15 protein-coding genes and 1 rRNA gene are annotated in these 20,316 nt (G+C 69.0%); 11 read left to right on the plus strand and 5 right to left on the minus strand.

The features are described from left to right. Nucleotides 1–60 precede the first annotated feature (60 nt). Genes CFK41_RS05755 through CFK41_RS05775 form a run of 5 tightly spaced genes read right to left on the minus strand, consistent with a single transcriptional unit; the run spans nucleotide 61 to nucleotide 6,100 of the window. The gene (locus CFK41_RS05755; RefSeq protein ID WP_096798805.1) at nucleotides 61–1,818 is read right to left on the minus strand and encodes an ABC transporter substrate-binding protein; all 1,758 of its coding nucleotides are present in this window, start codon (nucleotides 1,816–1,818) and stop codon (nucleotides 61–63) included. A 47-nt stretch (nucleotides 1,819–1,865) separates the two neighbouring features. Then, nucleotides 1,866–2,942 carry an ABC transporter ATP-binding protein gene (locus CFK41_RS05760; RefSeq protein ID WP_227873223.1) on the minus strand — a complete coding sequence of 359 codons (1,077 nt, stop codon included), beginning with the start codon at nucleotides 2,940–2,942 and terminating at the stop codon, nucleotides 1,866–1,868. Continuing rightward, nucleotides 2,939–4,060, minus strand: coding sequence for an ABC transporter ATP-binding protein (locus CFK41_RS05765; RefSeq protein ID WP_096798806.1), 1,122 nt, complete (start codon nucleotides 4,058–4,060; stop codon nucleotides 2,939–2,941). The genes CFK41_RS05760 and CFK41_RS05765 overlap by 4 nt, the downstream gene beginning before the upstream one ends. Continuing rightward, nucleotides 4,057–4,977 carry an ABC transporter permease gene (locus CFK41_RS05770; RefSeq protein WP_096798807.1) on the minus strand — a complete coding sequence of 307 codons (921 nt, stop codon included), beginning with the start codon at nucleotides 4,975–4,977 and terminating at the stop codon, nucleotides 4,057–4,059. Before CFK41_RS05770 ends, CFK41_RS05765 begins: the two co-directional genes overlap by 4 nt. 1 nt (nucleotide 4,978) lies before the next feature. Further along, nucleotides 4,979–6,100, minus strand: coding sequence for an ABC transporter permease (locus CFK41_RS05775; protein WP_096798808.1), 1,122 nt, complete (start codon nucleotides 6,098–6,100; stop codon nucleotides 4,979–4,981). Nucleotides 6,101–6,512: 412 nt separating this feature from the next. Between CFK41_RS05775 and CFK41_RS05780 the strand changes: the two genes are divergently transcribed. The 11 genes from CFK41_RS05780 to CFK41_RS05830 all read left to right on the plus strand — a co-directional run bounded on the left by CFK41_RS05780 (nucleotide 6,513) and on the right by CFK41_RS05830 (nucleotide 20,276). Beyond that, nucleotides 6,513–7,346 (plus strand): EndoS/ChiA family endoglycosidase, encoded by an 834-nt coding sequence (locus tag CFK41_RS05780; RefSeq protein WP_096800956.1) that lies wholly within the window; start codon nucleotides 6,513–6,515, stop codon nucleotides 7,344–7,346. Between the two features lie 188 nt (nucleotides 7,347–7,534). Continuing rightward, nucleotides 7,535–8,650 (plus strand): N-acetyl-gamma-glutamyl-phosphate reductase, encoded by a 1,116-nt coding sequence (gene argC / locus CFK41_RS05785; protein ID WP_151904687.1) that lies wholly within the window; start codon nucleotides 7,535–7,537, stop codon nucleotides 8,648–8,650. A 99-nt stretch (nucleotides 8,651–8,749) separates the two neighbouring features. After that, nucleotides 8,750–9,919 carry a bifunctional glutamate N-acetyltransferase/amino-acid acetyltransferase ArgJ gene (gene argJ, locus CFK41_RS05790; RefSeq protein ID WP_096798809.1) on the plus strand — a complete coding sequence of 390 codons (1,170 nt, stop codon included), beginning with the start codon at nucleotides 8,750–8,752 and terminating at the stop codon, nucleotides 9,917–9,919. After that, nucleotides 9,916–10,902: an acetylglutamate kinase gene (argB, locus tag CFK41_RS05795; protein ID WP_096798810.1), complete on the plus strand. Its 987-nt coding sequence runs from the start codon at nucleotides 9,916–9,918 to the stop codon at nucleotides 10,900–10,902. Before argJ ends, argB begins: the two co-directional genes overlap by 4 nt. After that, the gene (locus CFK41_RS05800; RefSeq protein WP_096798811.1) at nucleotides 10,895–12,127 is read left to right on the plus strand and encodes an acetylornithine transaminase; all 1,233 of its coding nucleotides are present in this window, start codon (nucleotides 10,895–10,897) and stop codon (nucleotides 12,125–12,127) included. Before argB ends, CFK41_RS05800 begins: the two co-directional genes overlap by 8 nt. Before the next feature lies 1 nt (nucleotide 12,128). Continuing rightward, nucleotides 12,129–13,118, plus strand: a complete 990-nt coding sequence (argF, locus tag CFK41_RS05805; protein WP_096798812.1) for an ornithine carbamoyltransferase — start codon at nucleotides 12,129–12,131, stop codon at nucleotides 13,116–13,118. Continuing rightward, a complete protein-coding gene (locus CFK41_RS05810; RefSeq protein ID WP_096798813.1) occupies nucleotides 13,115–13,699 on the plus strand; it encodes an arginine repressor in 585 nt (194 codons plus the stop codon). The genes argF and CFK41_RS05810 overlap by 4 nt, the downstream gene beginning before the upstream one ends. A gap of 142 nt (nucleotides 13,700–13,841) precedes the next feature. Then, entirely contained in the window at nucleotides 13,842–15,080 is a 1,239-nt protein-coding gene (locus CFK41_RS05815; protein WP_096798814.1) for an argininosuccinate synthase, read from the plus strand. Beyond that, entirely contained in the window at nucleotides 15,077–16,549 is a 1,473-nt protein-coding gene (argH, locus tag CFK41_RS05820) for an argininosuccinate lyase (RefSeq protein ID WP_096798815.1), read from the plus strand. The genes CFK41_RS05815 and argH overlap by 4 nt, the downstream gene beginning before the upstream one ends. A 190-nt stretch (nucleotides 16,550–16,739) precedes the next feature. Beyond that, nucleotides 16,740–18,008 (plus strand): tyrosine--tRNA ligase, encoded by a 1,269-nt coding sequence (gene tyrS, locus CFK41_RS05825; RefSeq protein ID WP_096798816.1) that lies wholly within the window; start codon nucleotides 16,740–16,742, stop codon nucleotides 18,006–18,008. Nucleotides 18,009–18,756: 748 nt separating this feature from the next. After that, nucleotides 18,757–20,276: ribosomal RNA gene (locus CFK41_RS05830) — 16S ribosomal RNA — on the plus strand. The last annotated feature ends 40 nt before the right edge of the window (nucleotides 20,277–20,316 follow it).

Below are 20,316 nucleotides of genomic sequence, written 5' to 3' on the forward strand. Positions count from 1 at the left end.
GGCGGGCGATGTGCGTCGGCGGCCGCCTTCCGGGAACCTCCCGGAAGGCAGTCGGCGGCCTCAGGCCTTGGTGGGGCTGAGATCCCGCAGGGTCTGGACGACGTTGTTGTAGCCGTCGACCCTCGGGAAGTAGTCGATCTCGCTCGCCTGCTTGATCCCCGACCACTTCATGGTCGTGAACATGCCGCCGGCGCCGTTGGACTGCACCGGGATGTAGGGGGCGTCATCGGAGACCGCCTGCTGCAGGACCTGGCAGTGCTCGACGATCTGATCGACCTGGTCCGGAGGGGTCTGCGTGATCGCCGTGATGGCCTCGTTCGCGGCGTCGGGCATCTCCCAGCGGCCGTAGTTCCCGTCGGCCAGCTCGTCGCCGATCTTGTAGATCTTCGTGTGCATGTACATCGTGAACGCCTGGAACGCACCACCTGCGGCGTTCGTGGTCCACAGCGACAGCTCGTAGTCGCCCTTCGCCTGCGCCGGGCCGAAGACGTCGGCGGGGAGCGGAGTGAACTCGACCTTCAGCCCGAGGTTCGTCGACCACTGGTCCACCACGATCGGCATGGTCGTCATCTCGACGGGGTTGTCGTTCTGGATGTAGAGCTTGAGCGGGAACTCCTTGCCGTCCTTCTCGAGGTTCCCGGCGTCGTTGACGCTCCACCCGGCGTCTGCGAGCAGCTTCTTGGCGCCCTCGACATCCGCGGTCATGGGCTTGCTGAACTCCTCCTTCAGCATGCTCTCGTAGATCCCGGTGTCGAGGCCCGTGACGGACGGGACGGTGTAGGCGATGCCCGCCGCCTGCGCGACGATGCTCATGTCCGCGCCCGCCCGCAGCGCCTTGCGGACCGCGACATCCTTCGTCGGGCCCTTGTGCGTGGCCATGATGATGCCGCGGGTCGAGCCGTCGGGGTAGTAGAAGTACCCGTTGTGGTCCTCCATCCCGACGAAGTTGTCGACCACGCCGGGGGCGCCGCCCTGCGACCAGTCCACATCACCCTTGGTGATCTGGGATTCGATGTTGCCGGCAGTGCCCGCGGGGACGATGTGGACGGCCTTGAGCTCGGAGCTCACCTCGCCCCAGTAGTCCTCGCGGATCTCGATCTCGATCTGCTGGCCCGAGAACTTCGTGAGCCGGCCCGGACCGGTGCCGACGGGCGCCTTGTCCTGGTAGCTCTGCCGATCCAGATCCTTGTAGATGTGCTCGGGATAGATCGGGAAGTACAGCGACAGCGGCAGGTCCTCGGTGTACTGCGGCTCGTTGTAGGTGACGACCACGGTGTGCTCGTCCGGCGTCTCGATGGCCTTCGCGAGCCAGGGGAGGTTCCCGTCCTCGTCGGGCTCCGTCCCGGGCTCCTCGAAGATGAAGCCGTACGTGTAGGCCACGTCCTTCGACGTGAACTTCTCGCCGTCGTTCCAGGTCACGTCGTCGCGAAGGGTGTAGGTGCAGACCTTGCCCTCCTCGGTGTACTCGAAGCTCTTTCCGAGGTTCGGCACCAGGGCCGAGCCGTCCGTCGAGGAGATGCGGAACAGGGTCTCCCAGAACAGGGCGTTGCCGGGCGCCGAGTCACCGCCGCCGAACACGTTGAAGTTCTCGGGGAAGACGTTCGAGGTCGCGATCGTCGCGCCGATGCGCAGGATCCCGTCGTTGTCGATCGTTCCGGCCGTCGAACGGGCGCCGCTGCCCCCGTCCTCGGTCGCGCCGCTGGGGCTGCCGCCCCCGGTGCTGCCTCCGCAGGCCGCCAGGGCGGTCGCGGACAGGGCCGCGGCCCCCAGGCCGAGAGCCGATCGCCGGGAGAACGTGGTGGTCAGGCGTGATGTCATGGAACTACTCCTTCTTCGCAGTATCCGGATGATCCCCGAGGTCGGGGTCACCTCTGCCGCACGTACTCCGCGGCGTTCTCCGCCTGCCAGCACTGCACCGTGTGGTCGTCCTCGGTGCTGCGGAACAGGGGAAGGTCTTCGGTGGTGCAGCGCGGGGTCGCGACCGGGCACCGGTCGGCGAAACGGCAGCCGCGGAGCTCCTTCGTGGTGTCGACCGGCCGGGCATCGGGGATCGCCTCGTGGACCGGCGCCCCGGATCCCTTGAACCGGGCGGGATCGGGTGCCGCGCTGAGCAGCAGCTGGGTGTAGGGATGGACCGGGGCGGAGACGATCCGCTCGGTGGGTCCTGACTCGACGACCTTGCCGCCGTACATCACGTGGATGCGATCGGAGAGGTAGCGAGCGCTCGCGATGTCGTGGGTGATGTAGAGGACGGCCACGTCCTCTGACTCCCTGAGGTCGCTCAGAAGGTTCAGCACATCGAGGCGGATGGAGGCGTCGAGCATCGAGGTCGGCTCGTCGGCGAGGAGCACGTCGGGGTCGACGGCGAGGGTCCGTGCGATGGCGACGCGCTGACGCTGACCGCCGGAGAGGTCCGTGGGATAGCGGTCGAGATAGCGCTCCGGAGGAGTCAGGTTCACCTTCTGCAGCAGCTCGGCGGTGCGCTCCTGCGTCCGCTTCCGTCCGAGGCGCGGGTAATGGATCTTCACGACACGGGAGATGATCGTGCGGATCTTCTTCAGGCCGTTCAACGAGGCGAACGGGTCCTGATAGATGAGCTGGACGTTGCGGTAGTAGGCCCGCTCTGCCCGGCCGCCCCGGACCTTCACCGGCTCCCCCTTGAAGCGGATCTCCCCGGAGGTCGGCGAGTGGATCAGGGCGAACAGCCGCGCGATCGTCGTCTTGCCGGATCCGGACTCGCCGACGAGGGCGCAGATCTGGCCCGCGTGGAGGCTCAGGTCGACGCCGTCCAGGGCACGGATCGTGACGGGGCGGCCGGCGCTGTCGGTCCCCGGGAAATGGACGTGCACGTCGCGGGCCTCGAGGACCGGGGTGCCGCGGTCCGTCTCAGGAACGATGGCTTCGGCGAGGTCCGACTGCGCTGAGGGAGGAACCATGGTCATGACCGATCCTCTCGGTGCTGCTCGGGAGCGGCGTCGCGCGCCGCCAGCTGCTGGGCGAGCTCCTCGTCGCTGAGCTCGCCGTTGGTCAGGAAGCACGCGCTGCGGCCCGGGTCGATGTCCCGCAGCTGCGGGATGCGCTGATGGCACAGCGGCATCGCGTCCCCGCAGCGCGTGGAGAAGGCACAGCCGGCGGGGAGGGCCAGGAGATCTGGCGGGGAGCCGGGGATGCCGCTGAGCCGGCGGACCGGCTCCGACAGGGGCGGGAACGCACGGCGCAGGGCTCGGGTGTAGGGGTGCTTGGCGCTGCTGTGCAGGCGTGCGGCGGTCCCCACCTCGACCACCTTCCCGCCGTACATGATCGCGATGCGGTCCGAGATCTCCAGCAGCAGCGAGAGATCGTGGGTCACGAAGACGACCGCGAAGCCGAGGCGCTCCTGGGCGGCGAGCACCTGGTCGAGGATCTGTCGCTGCATGACGACGTCCACCGCCGTGGTGGGCTCGTCCATGAGGACGAGGTCCGGGTCGCAGGCGAGGGAGAGGGCGATCAGGGCGCGCTGCTGCATCCCTCCCGAGAGCTGGAACGGGAACGCGGTGAGCCGGTCCGCGCTGATCCCCACCATGGTGAGGAGCTCCTCGGCCTGGGCGCGGGCCGCCGCCTCGGAGACCTCCGGAGCATGCGTGCGGATGACGTCGGTGAACTGCTCGCCGAGGCGGATGACGGGATTCAGGCTCGCCATCGCCGACTGCATGACCACAGAGATCCTCGTCCACCGGTACGGGGCGAGCTCGCGCTCGTCGAGGGTGGCGATGTCGACGGGGTCGGAGCCGTCGGTGGGATGGAACCAGATCTCGCCGGCGCTGGTGGCGGCGGGCATGCGCTGCAGCCGGCCCAGGGCGTTGAGCAGCGTCGACTTGCCGCTCGCGGACTCCCCGGCCACGCCGAGGATCTCGCCCCGCTTGAGCGTGAGGTCGACGTCGTCGCAGGCGCGGATGTTCCCGGACTCGGTCACGTAGTCGACGCACAGACCGCGGACGTCCAGGAGGGTCCGGGAACGCTCCAGCCGCTCGAGGATCTCCGTCTCGGTCTCGTGGTGCTGGGGAGCGGAGGTGAGGGTCATGACGAGACAAGCTCCTTCTGACGGGACGCACGTGCCGTGTCGCGGAGGAAGATCCGCATCAGCTTCATGCGCCTGCTGGACAGCGTGGGGTTGGTGATCTCGTCCAGGCCGAAGTTGACCATCGTGGTGGCGAAGCCGATCAGGCACAGGGCGAGGCCCGGCGGGACGAACCACCACCACAGGCCGCGGAACAGGGCGTTCTGGGTCATCGCCCAGTTGATCATCAGCCCCCAGGAGGGCTCCGAGGGGTTGCCGATGCCCAGGAACGCAAGGGCCGCCTGCTGGTTGACCCCTGCGGCGATGAGCCCGAGGAACATCGGAGAAATGACCCCGAGGAGGTGGGGCATCACCTCGACGAGGATGATGCGTGCCCGGGACTCCCCGACGGTCCGCAGCGCGGTGGTGAAGTCCCGCCCGCGCAGGCTCATCGTCTGTGCCCGGATCTGGCGCGCACCGCCTGCCCACTCGATGCCGCCGATCACGATCGAGACGAGCAGCCAGTTGGCGTTCTGGAACGCGGCGGCCACGATGAAGAGCAGCGCGAAGGTGGGGAAGTTGCCGAACACCAGGATCACGCCGTTGAGGAACCGGTCGACGAATCCCCCGGAGAACCCTGCCCAGGCGCCGATGACGACGGTCAGGAAGGTGCCGATCACCGCTGAGGTGAACCCGACCAGCATCGAGGTGCGGGTCCCGTGGAGCATCCAGGACAGCACGTCCTGCCCCTGGCTGGTCGTGCCGAGCCAGTGCCCGGGACCGGGCGGGCTCCCGTTGAGGTGGAGGTAGTCGACCTGCTGGGGCGTGGTGCCCAGCACGGTGGTGCTGAACCACGGGCCGAAGATCGCCATGAGGGTGAAGACCGCGATGATCGCGAGTCCCACCTGGACCTTGCCGATGAGGAGGAACCTCTTCACCATGTCACCTCACCTCCCGGGTGCGGGGGTCGAGGAGCACGTAGACGGAGTCCGCGATGAAGTTGAACAGGAGCGAGGCGAAGATGACCATCAGCATCACGCCCTGCATGACCGGGAAGTCGCGAGCCGCCTGGGCGCCGGTCAGGAGCGAGCCGATGCCGGGGTAGATGAACACCGTCTCCGCGAGGATCACCGCGGTGAGTGCGCCGCCCATGCTCTGGGCGAGACCCGTGAAGTTCGGCAGGAGCGCGTTGCGCGCGGCGTACCGGCTCCGGATGCGGTTCTCGGGCAGTCCCTTGGCCCGGGCGAGCTGGACGTAGTCCTCGTTGACGGTCGTGATCATCATGTTCCGCATCGAGAAGAGCCAGCGGGCGAAGCCCACGATCACGAGGGTGAAGAACGGCAGCACGCTGTGATAGAGCGCGGAGAGGTAGAAGTCGGCGCTCGTGAGATCGATCGGGAGCGAGTTGTCGTACGCGCCCTGGTTCGGGAACCACCCGTTCATGTAGGCGAAGTACCAGACGATGAGGAGCCCGAGCCAGAACGCCGGGATCGAGCTGAAGAACATCGACAGCGGAGTGAGCATCGCATCGAGCCGCCGTCCGGGGCGCCAGCCCAGCCGGGCGCCGAGGTAGGTGCCGATGATCCATCCCAGGACGGTCGAGACGATCGCGAGGTACAGGGTCCACGGGAGCGCTCGAGCGATGAGCTCGTTCACGGAGATCGGGTAGTACTGGGCCGACTGCCCGAGATCGCCGTGGGCGAGCTGGGTGATGTAGTCCCAGAACTGCAGGACCAGCGGCCGATCGGGGTCTCCGTAGCGGGCCTTGATCATCTGGATCTGGTAGCCCGACGGGGGAGCGCCGGTCTTGTTGGTGATCTCCCGGATCATCTGCGTGGCCGGATCGCCGGGCATGAAGCGCGGGAGGGCGAAGTTCAGGATCACGCTGGCCACGGCGACCGTGAGGTACAGGGCGAGCCGCTGTCGGAGGTAGACGAACCCGGCGAGCCTGCTGGACCGTGAGCGTCCGCGCTCTCGGCGGTCCTCGACGGCCGGTGAGTCGGATGCCGGCCGTGCAGGGTCGTCGGCCAGAGCCACCGGATCGATCGGTGCGGGTTCGGACATGATCACCACCTTGTGAACCGTGACGCGCTCGTGCCTCCGAGCGATCGTTGTGAATCGGTTGTCGTACGCCACTTTAGCGCTTAACTTGGACTCATCGCGCAACGTTACACCGACGTGACGGAGCCTCTCTGCATCGGGGAGGGCGCGATGTCCGTTCCGCCCAGAGGGGGAACGGTCGCGAGCGGGCGCTCGGCCCGTCGCGGAGAGAGGGCTGGACATGTCACGCACGACCGGTCGACGTTCACTGATCGCAGGCGGCCTCGCGGCTGCTGCCCTGAGCACTTCCGCCGCGGCCTCGGCCGCACCGCCTGCGCACTCGCAGGGGTCGGGGGCGGGATCCGGTGTCCAGGAGCAGGGCAGGATGCCGAACCATGCCCAGGCTCCCGGCAGCCCTCAGGTGTCGCTGGAGGAGATGGCACCTCCTCTCGAGTTCGCCTACTTCCGGACCTGGCATGACCGCGCGGTCGATCCCTCGCGCCCCAACTCGATCGGCGAGGTGCCCGCGGAGATCGACGTGCTGTTCGTCTTCCCCGACTACACGCCGGAGGACAGCCCGTTCTGGGACACGCTCCGGGACGAGTACGTCCCGACCCTGCATGCACGGGGGACCCGGGTGGTGCGCACGACGGACATCCGCGCCGTCCTGGACCCCCAGTTCCCGGACACCGCCGACGGGCATCGGGCCAACGCCGAGCACCTGGTCGAGACCCTCGTCGAGCAGCATGGTCTGGACGGCCTGGACATCGACATGGAGCGCACCCTCACCGAGGCCGAGAACGCGCGAGCGGTCGGGGTCTTCCGGGAGCTGTCCCGGCTGATCGGCCCGCTGAGCGGGACCGGGCGGCTCTTCATCTACGACACCAACCGGGACGGCGACGTGCCGCTCCTCGGCGCGGTCGCCGACGGCATCGACTACGTGCTGGTGCAGTCCTATGGACGCTCCCCCTCCAGCCTCCAGGCGACCTGGGACACCTTCGCGCCGCACATCGATCCCGAGCAGTACCTGATCGGATTCTCGTTCTACGAGGAGAACGACGACTGGAACGAATGGAACGACACCTCCGAGCCGTTCGAGGAGTCACGAGCGGTCGCCTTCGCCGACTGGCAGCCGGCCGGGGCGAGCAAGGGCGGCGTCTTCTCCTACGCCGTCGACCGCGACGGTGTCGCCTTCAAGGACGACACCATCAGCCATACGACCTATGGCTGGAGCATCAGGCTCAAGGAGCGCATGCTCGACCGGATCTGAGCGGGCCGGCGGTGCTCAGGGGCCGGGGCCGGTCGTACGGGCAGGCGCCCCACGGCCGGGCCCGGCCCTCCGGGGGGGGGCGTGCAGTTCCGGACAGAGTGGTGCTGCCTGAGGGGTGCGGAGTCCACGACCTGGACCTCCGACGAGCCAACTGGCTGATCATGCACTGCGGTGTATATACTTCCGACATGACTTCCGCCAGCAGCTCTCCCGCCCACGCCCCGGCGACGCAGGACGGCGACCCGCGACGCCTGCGCGCAGCCGTCGTCGGCGCCTCCGGCTACGCCGGGGGAGAGACCCTGCGGCTCCTGGCGGGGCACCCGGAGATCGAGGTCGCCACCGTCACCGCGCACTCGAGCGCCGGCAAGCTGCTCTCCGAGGTCGCCCCGCACATCGACCTCGGCCACGACCCCGTCCTGCAGGAGACGAGCGTGGAGACCCTTCGGGGTCATGACGTCGTGGTGCTCGCGCTCCCGCACGGGCAGTCCGGCACGATCGCCGCCGCGCTGCGCGCCGAGGACCCGGACGTGCTGGTCCTCGACCTCGGCGCCGACCACCGGCTCGAGAGCGCCGAGGACTGGGCCGAGTACTACCGCAGCGAGCACTCCGGCACCTGGACCTACGGCATGCCCGAGCTGCCGCTGGCCGACGGCACGAAGCAGCGCGATCACCTCGTCGGCGCCCGCGAGATCGCGGTCCCCGGCTGCAACGCGACCGCCGTCAGCCTCGCCCTCGCCCCGCTGCTGCGGGCCGGGCTCCTGGACGCCTCCCGGCTCGGCGCCGTGCTCCCGGTCGGCTACTCCGGTGCGGGCCGCGCCGCCAAGCAGCACCTGCTGTTCAGCGAGGCCTCCGGCACCGCCTCCCCGTACGCCGTGGGCGGCAGTCACCGCCACGTGCCCGAGGTGCTGCAGAACCTTCGCCGCGCCACCGGGCAGGACGGCCAGCTCCTCACCTTCACCCCCGTGCTGGTGCCGATGAGCCGCGGGATCCTCGCCGTCTGCACTGCGCCGGTGCCTGGGGGGACCTCCACCGCCGATCTCCTCGGCGCCCTCCAGGCCGACTATGCGGACGAGCACTTCGTGACCGTTCTGCCCGAGGGGGTCTTCCCCTCCACCGGCGAGGTGACAGGCGCGAACACCCTGCGCATCGGCGCCGCGGTGGACCGTCACAGCGGCCAGGCCACCGTGATCTCGGCGCTGGACAACCTCGTCAAGGGCACCGCCGGCGCGGCGATCCAGTCCCTCAACCTGGCCCTCGGCCTGCCCGAGATCACGGGGCTGACCCGCACCGCGCTGGCCCCCTGAGACCCCGGCGACGTCCGACCCGCCCCTCGGCCCTCGCGCCGCCGTCGGCCGCCCGCCCCATCACTCGCACCACTTCCTTCCCTGCCTCCAGGAGCATCCGTGTCGATCACCCGCCCCCGCGGCTTCCGCGCCGTCGGCCTCCCCGCCGGCATCAAGTCCACCGGCGCCGCCGATCTCGCCGTCATCCTCAACGACGGCCCCCGCGACACTGCCGCCGCCGTTTTCACCAGCAACCGCGTGCAGGCCGCGCCCGTGCTCTGGTCCCGCCAGGCGATCGCCGACGGCCGCGCCCGCACCGTCGTGCTGAACTCCGGCGGCGCCAACGCCTGCACCGGGCCCGAGGGCTTCGCCGACTCGCACCGCACCGCGGAGCACCTGGCCGAGCAGCTCGAGGTCTCCGCCCAGGACGTCCTGGTCTGCTCCACCGGGCTGATCGGCGAGCGCCTCCCGATGGAGCCGCTGCTGGCCGGCATCACCACCGCCGTCACCCAGCTCGACGCCGGCCCCCAGGCCGACGAGTCCGCCTCGCGCGCCATCATGACCACGGACTCCGTGCCGAAGACCTCCGAGGCGACCACCCCGTCGGGCGTCGTCGTGGGCGGGATCGCCAAGGGTGCGGGCATGCTCGCGCCGCAGCTGGCCACCATGCTGGTGGTGCTCACCACCGACGCGGACGTCGACGCCGCCACGGCCGACGCCGCGCTGCGTGCCGCGACCTCCACCACCTTCGACCGCGTCGACTCCGACGCCTGCATGTCCACGAACGACACCGTGATCCTGCTGGCCTCCGGCGCCAGCGGCGTCACCCCCTCCCTCGAGGAGCTGACCGAGGCCGTGCGCGCCGTCAGCGCCGACCTCGCCCGCCAGCTGGTCGCCGACGCCGAGGGCGCCAGCCACGACGTGCACGTGGTGGTGTCCTCGGCGAGCACGGAGCAGTCGGCGCTCGCCGTGGCGCGGGAGATCGCCCGGTCGAACCTGGTCAAGGCCGCGATCTTCGGCAACGACCCCAACTGGGGACGGATCGTCGCCGCAGCGGGCTGCGTGCCCGAGGCGGTCGCCCCCTTCTCGGTGGACGACCTCTCGGTCACCGTCAACGGCATCCAGGTGTGCCGCGGCGGGGGAGCCCACCGCGACCGCTCCGAGGTGGACATGACCCCGCGGGAGACCCTCATCGAGGTGGACCTCGGCGCCGGCGACGCGACCGGGGACATCTGGACCAACGACCTCACCCACGACTACGTCGAAGAGAACAGCGCCTACTCCTCATGAGCTCCGCAGAGACCGCTCCCGAACCCGCCGCCCCGGCGGACGCCCCCCTGGTGGGCAAGAACCCGCTCGCCCAGCTCGACGCCGCCCGCACCGAGGCGCGCGAGAAGTCCGAGGTGCTCATCGAGGCGATGCCCTGGATGCAGCGCTTCCGCGGGAAGATCGTGGTGGTCAAGTACGGCGGCAACGCCATGGTCGACGAGGAGCTGCGCCGCGGCTTCGCGGCGGACATCGTCTTCATGCGCCTGGCCGGGATCCACGTGGTCGTCGTCCACGGCGGCGGCCCGCAGATCAACGCGATGCTCTCGCGCGTGGGCAAGGAGTCCACCTTCCGCGGCGGGCTGCGCGTCACCGACGCCGAGACGATGGACATCGCCCGGATGGTGCTCGTGGGCCAGGTGGGCCGCGAGCTGGTGGGCCTGATCAACCAGCACGGCCCCTTCGCGATCGGCATGTCCGGGGAGGACGCCCGGCTGTTCACCGCCACCCGCCGCGGCACCGTCGTGGACGGCGAGGACGTGGACCTCGGCCACGTGGGCGCCGTCCAGGGCGTCAACATCGCCGCGATCAGCGACCTGCTCGAGGCGGGTCGGATCCCGGTGATCTCCTCGATCGCCCCCGAGGTGGACTCGGGCGGCCGCCCCACCGGCGAGGTGCTGAACATCAACGCGGACCTCGCCGCGGCGGCGCTCGCCGAGGGCCTGGATGCGGAGAAGCTCGTGATGCTCACCGACGTCGAGGGCCTGTACCGCGACTGGCCCGACCGCGCCTCCCTGATCCCCGAGATCTCCGCGAGCGCGCTGCGCGAGATGCTCCCCGGCCTCACCGCCGGGATGATCCCGAAGGCCGAGGCGCTGCTGGGAGCGGTGGACGCCGGAGTGCGCACCGCCGCGATGATCGACGGCCGCATCGAGCACGCCGTGCTGCTGGAGGTGTTCACGACCAAAGGAGTGGGCACCATGGTGAGGAGGGACGACTATGTCTGAGCAGGCCACCGCAGGAGATCTCGACCAGCGCTACGGCGCGGCGCTCCTGCCCGTCTTCGGCGCCCCGCAGAAGGTGCTCGCCCGCGGCACGGGCGTGCACGTGTGGGACACCGACGGGAAGCAGTACCTCGACCTGCTGGCCGGCATCGCCGTGAACTCCCTGGGCCACGCCCATCCGGCGCTGCTCGCCGCGATCACCAAGCAGGCGGAGACCCTCGGGCACGTCTCGAACTTCTTCGCCTCGGCACCGCAGATCGAGCTCGCCGAGAAGCTGCTCGAGCTCGCGCAGGCCCCGGAGGGCTCCGGGGTGTTCTTCGCGAACTCCGGAGCCGAGGCGAACGAGGCCGCGTTCAAGATCGCCCGCCGCACCGGCCGGCCCCGCATCCTCGCACTGACGAGCTCCTTCCACGGCCGCACCATGGGGGCGCTCGCCCTCACCTCGAAGGAGGCCTACCGGGCGCCCTTCGAGCCGCTGCCCGGCGGGGTCGAGTTCCTCGAGGCCGGCGACGAGCAGGCGCTCGAGGCCGCTCTCGCCCCGGGGGACGTCGCCGCCGTGTTCGCCGAGCCGATCCAGGGGGAGGCCGGTGTGCGCCCCCTCGGCGAGGACTACCTGCGCGCGCTGCGCCGCCTCACCCGCGAGCACGGCACGCTGCTGGTCCTCGACGAGGTCCAGACGGGCGTCGGCCGCACCGGGCGCTGGTTCGCCCACCAGGCGATCGAGGGCCTCCAGCCCGACGTCATGACCCTCGCCAAGGGCCTGGGCGGCGGCTTCCCCGTCGGCGCCGTGGTCTGCTTCGGCCCGGAGGCGCACGACCTGCTCCAGCCCGGCCAGCACGGCACCACCTTCGGCGGCAACCCGCTGGCCTCCGCCGCGGGCCTCGCCGTTCTCGGCACGATCCTCGAGGACGGCCTGCTCGAGCACGTCCGCACCGTCGGCGAGGGCTTCACCCGCGAGGTCCTCGCCCTCGGCCACCCGCTGATCGCCGGCGTGCGCGGGCAGGGGCTGCTGCTCGGCATCGCCCTCTCCGAGCCGCTCGCCAAGCCGCTCGCGGCGGCCGCCCTCGAGGCGGGCTTCATCGTCAACGCGCCCGACGAGTCCACGCTGCGCCTGGCACCGCCCCTGATCATCACCGACACCGAGCTGGCCACCTTCACGGCCGCTCTGCCCGGCCTGCTCGACGCCGTCGCGGCGCGGGCCGCTTCGACCCCCGAAGGAGAGCACTGAGATGCCCCGCCACTTCCTGCGCGACGACGACCTGAGCCCTGCCGAGCAGAAGGAGGTCCTGGCGCTCGCCCTCCGGCTCGCCGTCGACCGCTTCGCCGAGCGGCCGCTCGAGGGACCGCGCACCGTCGCGATCCTCTTCGACAAGTCCTCCACCCGCACCCGGGTCTCCTTCACCACCGGTGTCGCCGAGCTCGGCGGCAGCCCGCTGGTGATGGAGGCGGGCTCCAGCCAGCTCGGTCGCGGCGAGTCGATCGCCGACACCACGCAGGTGCTCACCCGGATGGTCTCCGCGATCGTCTGGCGCACCTTCGGCCAGGAGCGGATCGAGGAGATGGCCTCGGTGGCCACCGTCCCCGTCGTCAACGCCCTGACCGACGAGTTCCACCCCTGCCAGATCCTCGCGGACCTCCAGACCATCGCCCAGCACACCGGAGGGCTCTCCGAGGGCGACGCGGCTCTGGCCGGTCGCTCCCTCGCCTACCTCGGCGACGGCGCGAACAACATGGCGCACTCGTACCTGCTGGGCGGTGCGACCGCCGGCATGGACGTGCGGATCGCCTCGCCGGCCAGCCACCGCCCGGACCCGCAGATCCTCGCGCGCGCCGAGGAGATCGCGGCGACGACCGGAGGCTCCGTCACCGTCACCGAGGATCCGCGCGAGGCCGTCGCCGGCGCCACCGCGGTGCTCACCGACACCTGGGTGTCGATGGGCCAGGAGGGCGAGGACGGCCGCGGCGAGGAGACCTTCGCCCCGTACCAGGTCACCGCCGAGCTGATGGAGCTCTCGGGCGGCCTCTTCCTGCACTGCCTGCCCGCCTACCGCGGCAAGGAGGTCACCGCCGAGGTCATCGACGGCCCCACCTCCGTGGTCTGGGACGAGGCGGAGAACCGTCTGCACGCCCAGAAGGCGCTGCTGACCTGGCTCCTGCAGCACCCCGACGAGCGGACGGCGGAGCACGCCCGTCCGGTGGCGGGGGAGGGGCGAGGATGACCGATCCCCGTCGGGCGCTCGCCCAGACCAAGACCTCCCGGCAGCAGCGGATCATCCAGCTGCTCACCCACCAGGAGGTGTCCTCCCAGTCGCAGCTCGCGCAGCTGCTGACCTCGGAGGGCATCGAGGTCACCCAGGCCACGCTCTCGCGGGACCTGGTCGAGCTGCAGGCGGAGAAGGTGCGCGGCTCCGCCGGGAGCCTCGTCTACCGCCTTCCGCCCGAGGGCGGGAGCCCGCGCCCGGCCGGGCCGGCGCCCGAGAACGAGCTGCTCGAGGCGCGCCTGCCCCGGCTGGCCGAGGGCCTGCTCGTCTCCGCCGAGGCCAGCGGCAACCTGGTGGTGGTCCGCACCCCGCCCGGGGGAGCGCAGTATCTCGCCTCCGCCCTGGACCGGTCGGTCATGCCCGACGTCCTCGGTACGATCGCAGGGGACGACACGGTGCTGCTGGTCTCCCGGGACCCCGCCGGCGGCGACCGGCTCGCCGCGCGTCTGCTGGATCTCGCGGACGGCCGACGACAGGGCTCCGAGCCCGACGAGCAGGATCCGTCCGCGCCGGGCGGCCCGTCCGCTCCGGCCCCATGACCTCGACCGACCGCACGACGCACCACCCCGGACCCTGCCGCCACGCCGCGGGCGGCATGACCCGTCACCGCACGACCCACCACTTCACGACCCACGACTTCACGACCCACGACTGCACGACCCACGACTAGGAGCATCTCCCGTGACCGAAAAGATCGTCCTCGCCTACTCCGGCGGCCTCGACACCTCCGTCGCCATCGGCTGGATCCACGACGCCACCGGCGCCGACGTCATCGCCTGCGCGGTGGACGTCGGCCAGGGCGGCGAGGACCTCGAGGTCATCCGCCAGCGCGCGCTGGACTGCGGAGCCGTCGAGGCCTACGTGGCCGACGCCCGCGACGAGTTCGCGAACGAGTACTGCATGCCCGCCCTCAAGGCGAACGCGCTGTACATGGACGCCTACCCGAACGTCTCCGCGATCTCCCGCCCGGTGATCACCAAGCACCTGGTCAAGGCCGCGAAGAAGTTCGGTGCCACCACGGTCGCCCACGGCTGCACCGGCAAGGGCAACGACCAGGTGCGCTTCGAGGTCTCGATCACCTCGCTCGCGCCGGAGCTGAAGTGCATCGCGCCCGTCCGCGACCTCGCGCTGACCCGCGACAAGGCCATCGAGTACGCGGAGCGCAAGGGCCTGCCGATCGAGACCACCAAGCACAACCCGTTCTCGATCGACCAGAACGTGTGGGGCCGCGCCATCGAGACCGGCTTCCTCGAGGACATCTGGAACGAGCCCACCAAGGACGTCTTCAGCTACACCGATGACCCGGCCTTCCCGCCGGTCGCCGACGAGGTCGTCATCTCCTTCGAGCAGGGCGTCCCGGTCGCGATCGACGGCCGCGCCGTCAGCCCCCTCGAGGCGATCCAGGAGCTCAACCGCCGCGCCGGCGCCCAGGGCATCGGCCGCATCGACATCGTCGAGGACCGCCTCGTGGGCATCAAGTCCCGCGAGGTCTACGAGGCACCGGGCGCGATGACCCTGATCACCGCGCACCAGGAGCTCGAGCGCGTGACCCTCGAGCGCGAGCAGGCACGCTTCAAGCGCACCATCGGCGACCGCTGGACCGACCTGGTCTACGACGGCCAGTGGTTCTCCCCGCTGCGCCGTTCGCTGGATGCCTTCATCCAGGACACCCAGCGCTACGTCAGCGGCGACATCCGCATGACCCTGCACGGCGGCCGCGCGACGGTCACCGGGCGCCGCACCGAGACCGGTCTGTACGACTTCAACCTCGCCACCTACGACGAGGGCGACACCTTCGACCAGGGCAGCGCCCGCGGCTTCATCGACATCTACGGCCTGGCCGCGAAGCAGGCCGCGGCCCGCGACGTCGCCTTCGGCAACGGCGAGGACCTCGAGTCCGCCGACGGGGCGCAGGCATGACCCAGGACCCCGCCGCCTCCGGCACGGGCGCGCTCGGTCAGGCCGATCCGTCGGCCGCCCAGGAGAAGGCCTCGCTGTGGGGCGGGCGCTTCGGCTCGGGCCCGGCGGCGGCGCTCGCCGCGCTGTCCGTCTCGACCCACTTCGACTGGCGCCTGGCGCAGTACGACCTCCGCGGCTCGAAGGCGCATGCGAACGTGCTGCACGCCGCCGGTCTGCTGAGCGATGACGAGCTGGCCGGGATGCAGGACGCGCTGGACCGCCTCGCGGCCGACGTCGCCTCCGGCGAGTTCGCCGCCGCGCCGGACGACGAGGACGTGCACACGGCTCTCGAGCGCGGGCTCATCGAGCGGGCCGGTCCCGACCTCGGCGGCAAGCTGCGGGCGGGTCGCTCCCGCAACGACCAGATCGCCACGCTGATCCGGCTGTTCATCCGGGATCAGGCGCGGGCGATCGGCGACCAGGTGCTGGACCTGGTCGACGTGCTCGTGGCCCGGGCGCGCGAGGTGCACGGCGCTCCGATGCCGGGTCGCACGCATCTCCAGCACGCCCAGCCCCTGCTGCTCAGCCACCACCTGCTGGCCCACGCGTGGCCGCTGCTGCGGGACGTGGAGCGGCTGCGGGACCTGGACGTGCGGGCGGACAGCTCGCCCTACGGCTCCGGGGCACTGGCCGGATCGAGCCTCGGGCTCGACCCGCAGGCGGTCGCCGCCGAGCTCGGCTTCTCCGACTCGGTGTGGAACTCGATCGACGGGACCGCATCGCGCGACCTGACCGCCGAGTTCTCCTTCGCGATGGCGATGATCGGCATCGATCTCTCGCGGCTCGCGGAGGAGGTCATCCTGTGGAACACGAAGGAGTTCTCCTTCATCACCCTGGACGACTCCTACTCCACCGGCTCCTCGATCATGCCGCAGAAGAAGAACCCGGACATCGCCGAGCTCGCCCGCGGCAAGGCGGGGCGCGTGGTCGGCGACCTGGTCGGCCTGCTCACCACGCTGAAGGCGCTGCCGCTCGCGTACAACCGCGATCTGCAGGAGGACAAGGAGCCGGTCTTCGACCAGGTCGACTCCCTGGACCTGGTGCTGCCGGCGTTCACCGGGATGATGGCCACGCTGGTGTTCCACACCGATCGCATGGCCGAACTGGCTCCGCAGGGGTTCTCCCTGGCCACGGATATTGCGGATCATCTGGTGCGCCAGGGCGTGCCCTTCCGCAGCGCCCATGAGATCTCCGGCGCCTGCGTGAAGCTCGCCGAGTCCCAGGACAAGGAGCTGTGGGATCTCACCGACGAGGAGCTGAGCTCGATCTCGGAGCACCTGGACGGCTCCGTCCGCGAGGTGCTGTCCGTCGAGGGCTCGATCGCCTCCCGCGATGCGAAGGGCGGCACGGCCCCTGTGCGGGTCGCCGAGCAGGGCGATGCGGCCGACGCCGCGATCTCGACGCTGCGCGGGTTCACGAAGGACCGCTGAGCCCCACCGCACAGCCGAGCCGCACAGCCGACGGCCGGCCGAAGACCTGGAGGACGGGTCTCCGGCCGGCCGTCGGCCGTCGCGGGACGTCCCACCGGTGGGTCCGGTCCCACCTCGCCGCCCCGGGGGTGGGACAATGGGCGCGGCACCCGACCGGGCGCCGCGCAGCACCACCGAGAGGAACTGATCGATGCATTCCGTCCTGGACGAGCTCGCCTGGCGAGGACTCGTCGTGCAGACCACTGGGCGCGAGGCGCTCGGCAGCGCTCTGGCGGATGGACCGATCAGCCTGTATTGCGGCTTCGACCCGACCGCCGCCTCGCTCCACGTGGGCCACCTGACCCAGGTGCTCACCATGCGCCGGCTCCAGCTGGCGGGCCACAATCCCTACGCCCTGGTGGGCGGCGCGACCGGGCTGATCGGCGACCCCAGGATGTCGGGGGAGCGCGTGCTCAACGACGCCGAGATCGTCGCCACCTGGGTGGACAGCCTGCGCAGTCAGATCTCGCGCTTCCTCGACCTCGAGGGGGAGCACGCCGTGACGATGGTGAACAACCTCGACTGGATCGGTGAGATGAGCGCCCTGGACTTCCTGAGGGACATGGGCAAGCACTTCCGCATGGGCACCATGCTGGGCAAGGAGACGGTGGCCCGCCGCCTGCAGAGCGACGAGGGGATCAGCTACACAGAGTTCAGCTACCAGGTCCTCCAGGGGATCGACTTCCTCGAGCTGCATCGGCGCCATGGCGTCTCGCTCCAGTACGGGGGCAACGACCAGTGGGGCAACCTGCTCGCCGGCGTGGACCTGATCCACAAGACCGAGGGACATGACGTGCACGCGCTGACCACACCCCTGGTCACCAAGGCGGACGGCACCAAGTTCGGGAAGAGCGAGGGGGGCGCCGTCTGGCTGGATGCCGAGCTGACCAGTCCGTACGCCTTCCACCAGTTCTGGCTCAATGCGGCCGACGCCGATGTCGTCAACTACCTGAAGTACTTCACCTTCCGCACCCAGGAGGAGATCGCCGAGCTCGAGCACGAGACGGAGACCGCCTCCCACCAGCGGGCTGCGCAGAAGGCGCTGGCCGACGAGCTGACCACCATGGTCCACGGCGAGCAGTCCACGGACCAGGCGAAGGCTGCGGCCGCGGTGCTGTTCGGGCGGGGAGACGTGCGGGAGCTCGACGAGCCGACGCTGCTCGCCCTCGCGCGTGAGCTCCCGGGGGCGCAGGTCTCCTCGACCACGCCCCTCGTGGAGGCGTTCATCGACGCCGGCATTGCCGCCTCGAAGGGTGCGGCGCGGCGGGATGCCGAGGGCGGCGGCCTCTCCGTCAACGGGGAGAAGGTCTCCGGCGACGATCTGCAGCGGGAGGTCGGCGAGCTGTCTCCGCTCCCGGGCGGACATCTGCTGCTGCGCCGCGGCCGCAAGAACGCCGCCATGGTGCGGATCGACGCCTGACCGCACTCGCACCACGAGGCCACGAGCCCCGGGAACCGTCCACGGACGGGGCCCGGGGCTCGTCCGATATCGGGGTGCCGACGCGGCCGAGTACGCGAGCCGACCCGAAACTGTCAAGCCGACGATAAGCCCCGGTGACCCCCCTCTCAGACGTGGGTCACATCCGGATGAACGAGCGCTTTCCGGACGGAGCAAAATGCGGTGCGACCTGCATCGATACGTCAGATTCGGGGTGAACGGAGGCTGAATCGACGGGTTTGACGGCCCCCGCCGGGACACGTAATGTTCTTTCTTGTCAGCAGCGAGAACGCAGACACGGCGGGACGAACGCCTCCTCGGAGGTCGGACGGAACGCCGGGGAGCGGGAAGCGCTGAGGACCGCCGGACCGAGAGATCGGAACGGTGAGCGTGACCAGGTCACAGGGAGGATCGCACCCCGATCCGAACGAGACCGGGGACACACGCAGCGGAGTTGGACTGGGCCGCGAAACACTGCTAAGGTAGTGACTCGCGCCGGGACGACGAAGCATGAAGGTCGTCCAGCGGATTCGTCCGCCGGCACAACAAGAGCCTCTGACTCGAACCGCAGATGCGGGGACAGAACGATGTGCGCGTGTTGCTTGATATCTCAATAGCGTGTCTGTTTATTGATGCCATTTAGTTTGAATGGCAATATTATACGGATGATACAGCAGTTTAATTTGCTGGTTGTTTGTTTATTTTGTCAGGATATTGTTTTTCATGTTTTTTCATGGAGAGTTTGATCCTGGCTCAGGACGAACGCTGGCGGCGTGCTTAACACATGCAAGTCGAACGATGACGGTGGTGCTTGCATCACCTGATTAGTGGCGAACGGGTGAGTAACACGTGAGTAACCTGCCCTTCACTTCGGGATAACCTCGGGAAATCGTGGCTAATACCGGATATGAGCTCCTTCCGCATGGCGGGGGTTGGAAAGATTTATCGGTGAAGGATGGACTCGCGGCCTATCAGTTTGTTGGTGAGGTAATGGCTCACCAAGGCGATGACGGGTAGCCGGCCTGAGAGGGCGACCGGCCACACTGGGACTGAGACACGGCCCAGACTCCTACGGGAGGCAGCAGTGGGGAATATTGCACAATGGGCGAAAGCCTGATGCAGCGACGCCGCGTGGGGGATGACGGCCTTCGGGTTGTAAACCCCTTTCAGTAGGGAAGAAGCGAAAGTGACGGTACCTGCAGAAGAAGCGCCGGCTAACTACGTGCCAGCAGCCGCGGTAATACGTAGGGCGCAAGCGTTGTCCGGAATTATTGGGCGTAAAGAGCTCGTAGGTGGCTTGTCGCGTCTGCCGTGAAAACCCGAGGCTCAACCTCGGGCGTGCGGTGGGTACGGGCAGGCTAGAGTGTGGTAGGGGAGACTGGAACTCCTGGTGTAGCGGTGAAATGCGCAGATATCAGGAAGAACACCGATGGCGAAGGCAGGTCTCTGGGCCATTACTGACACTGAGGAGCGAAAGCATGGGTAGCGAACAGGATTAGATACCCTGGTAGTCCATGCCGTAAACGTTGGGCACTAGATGTGGGGGACATTCCACGTTTTCCGCGTCGTAGCTAACGCATTAAGTGCCCCGCCTGGGGAGTACGGCCGCAAGGCTAAAACTCAAAGGAATTGACGGGGGCCCGCACAAGCGGCGGAGCATGCTGATTAATTCGATGCAACGCGAAGAACCTTACCAAGGCTTGACATGCACCGGACGACTCCAGAGATGGAGTTTTCTTCGGACTGGTGCACAGGTGGTGCATGGTTGTCGTCAGCTCGTGTCGTGAGATGTTGGGTTAAGTCCCGCAACGAGCGCAACCCTTGTTCTATGTTGCCAGCACGTCATGGTGGGGACTCATAGGAGACTGCCGGGGTCAACTCGGAGGAAGGTGGGGACGACGTCAAATCATCATGCCCCTTATGTCTTGGGCTTCAAGCATGCTACAATGGTCGGTACAATGGGTTGCGAAACTGTGAGGTGGAGCGAATCCCAAAAAGCCGGCCTCAGTTCGGATTGGGGTCTGCAACTCGACCCCATGAAGTCGGAGTCGCTAGTAATCGCAGATCAGCAACGCTGCGGTGAATACGTTCCCGGGCCTTGTACACACCGCCCGTCAAGTCACGAAAGTCGGTAACACCCGAAGCCAGTGGCCCATCCTCGTGAGGGAGCTGTCTAAGGTGGGATCGGTGATTGGGACTAAGTCGTAACAAGGTAGCCGTACCGGAAGGTGCGGCTGGATCACCTCCTTTCTAAGGAGCATCACCAATTATGGTGGCCATCTGCCTGCCC

It is taken from the genome of Brachybacterium ginsengisoli, assembly GCF_002407065.1.
GTDB lineage: Bacteria > Actinomycetota > Actinomycetes > Actinomycetales > Dermabacteraceae > Brachybacterium > Brachybacterium ginsengisoli.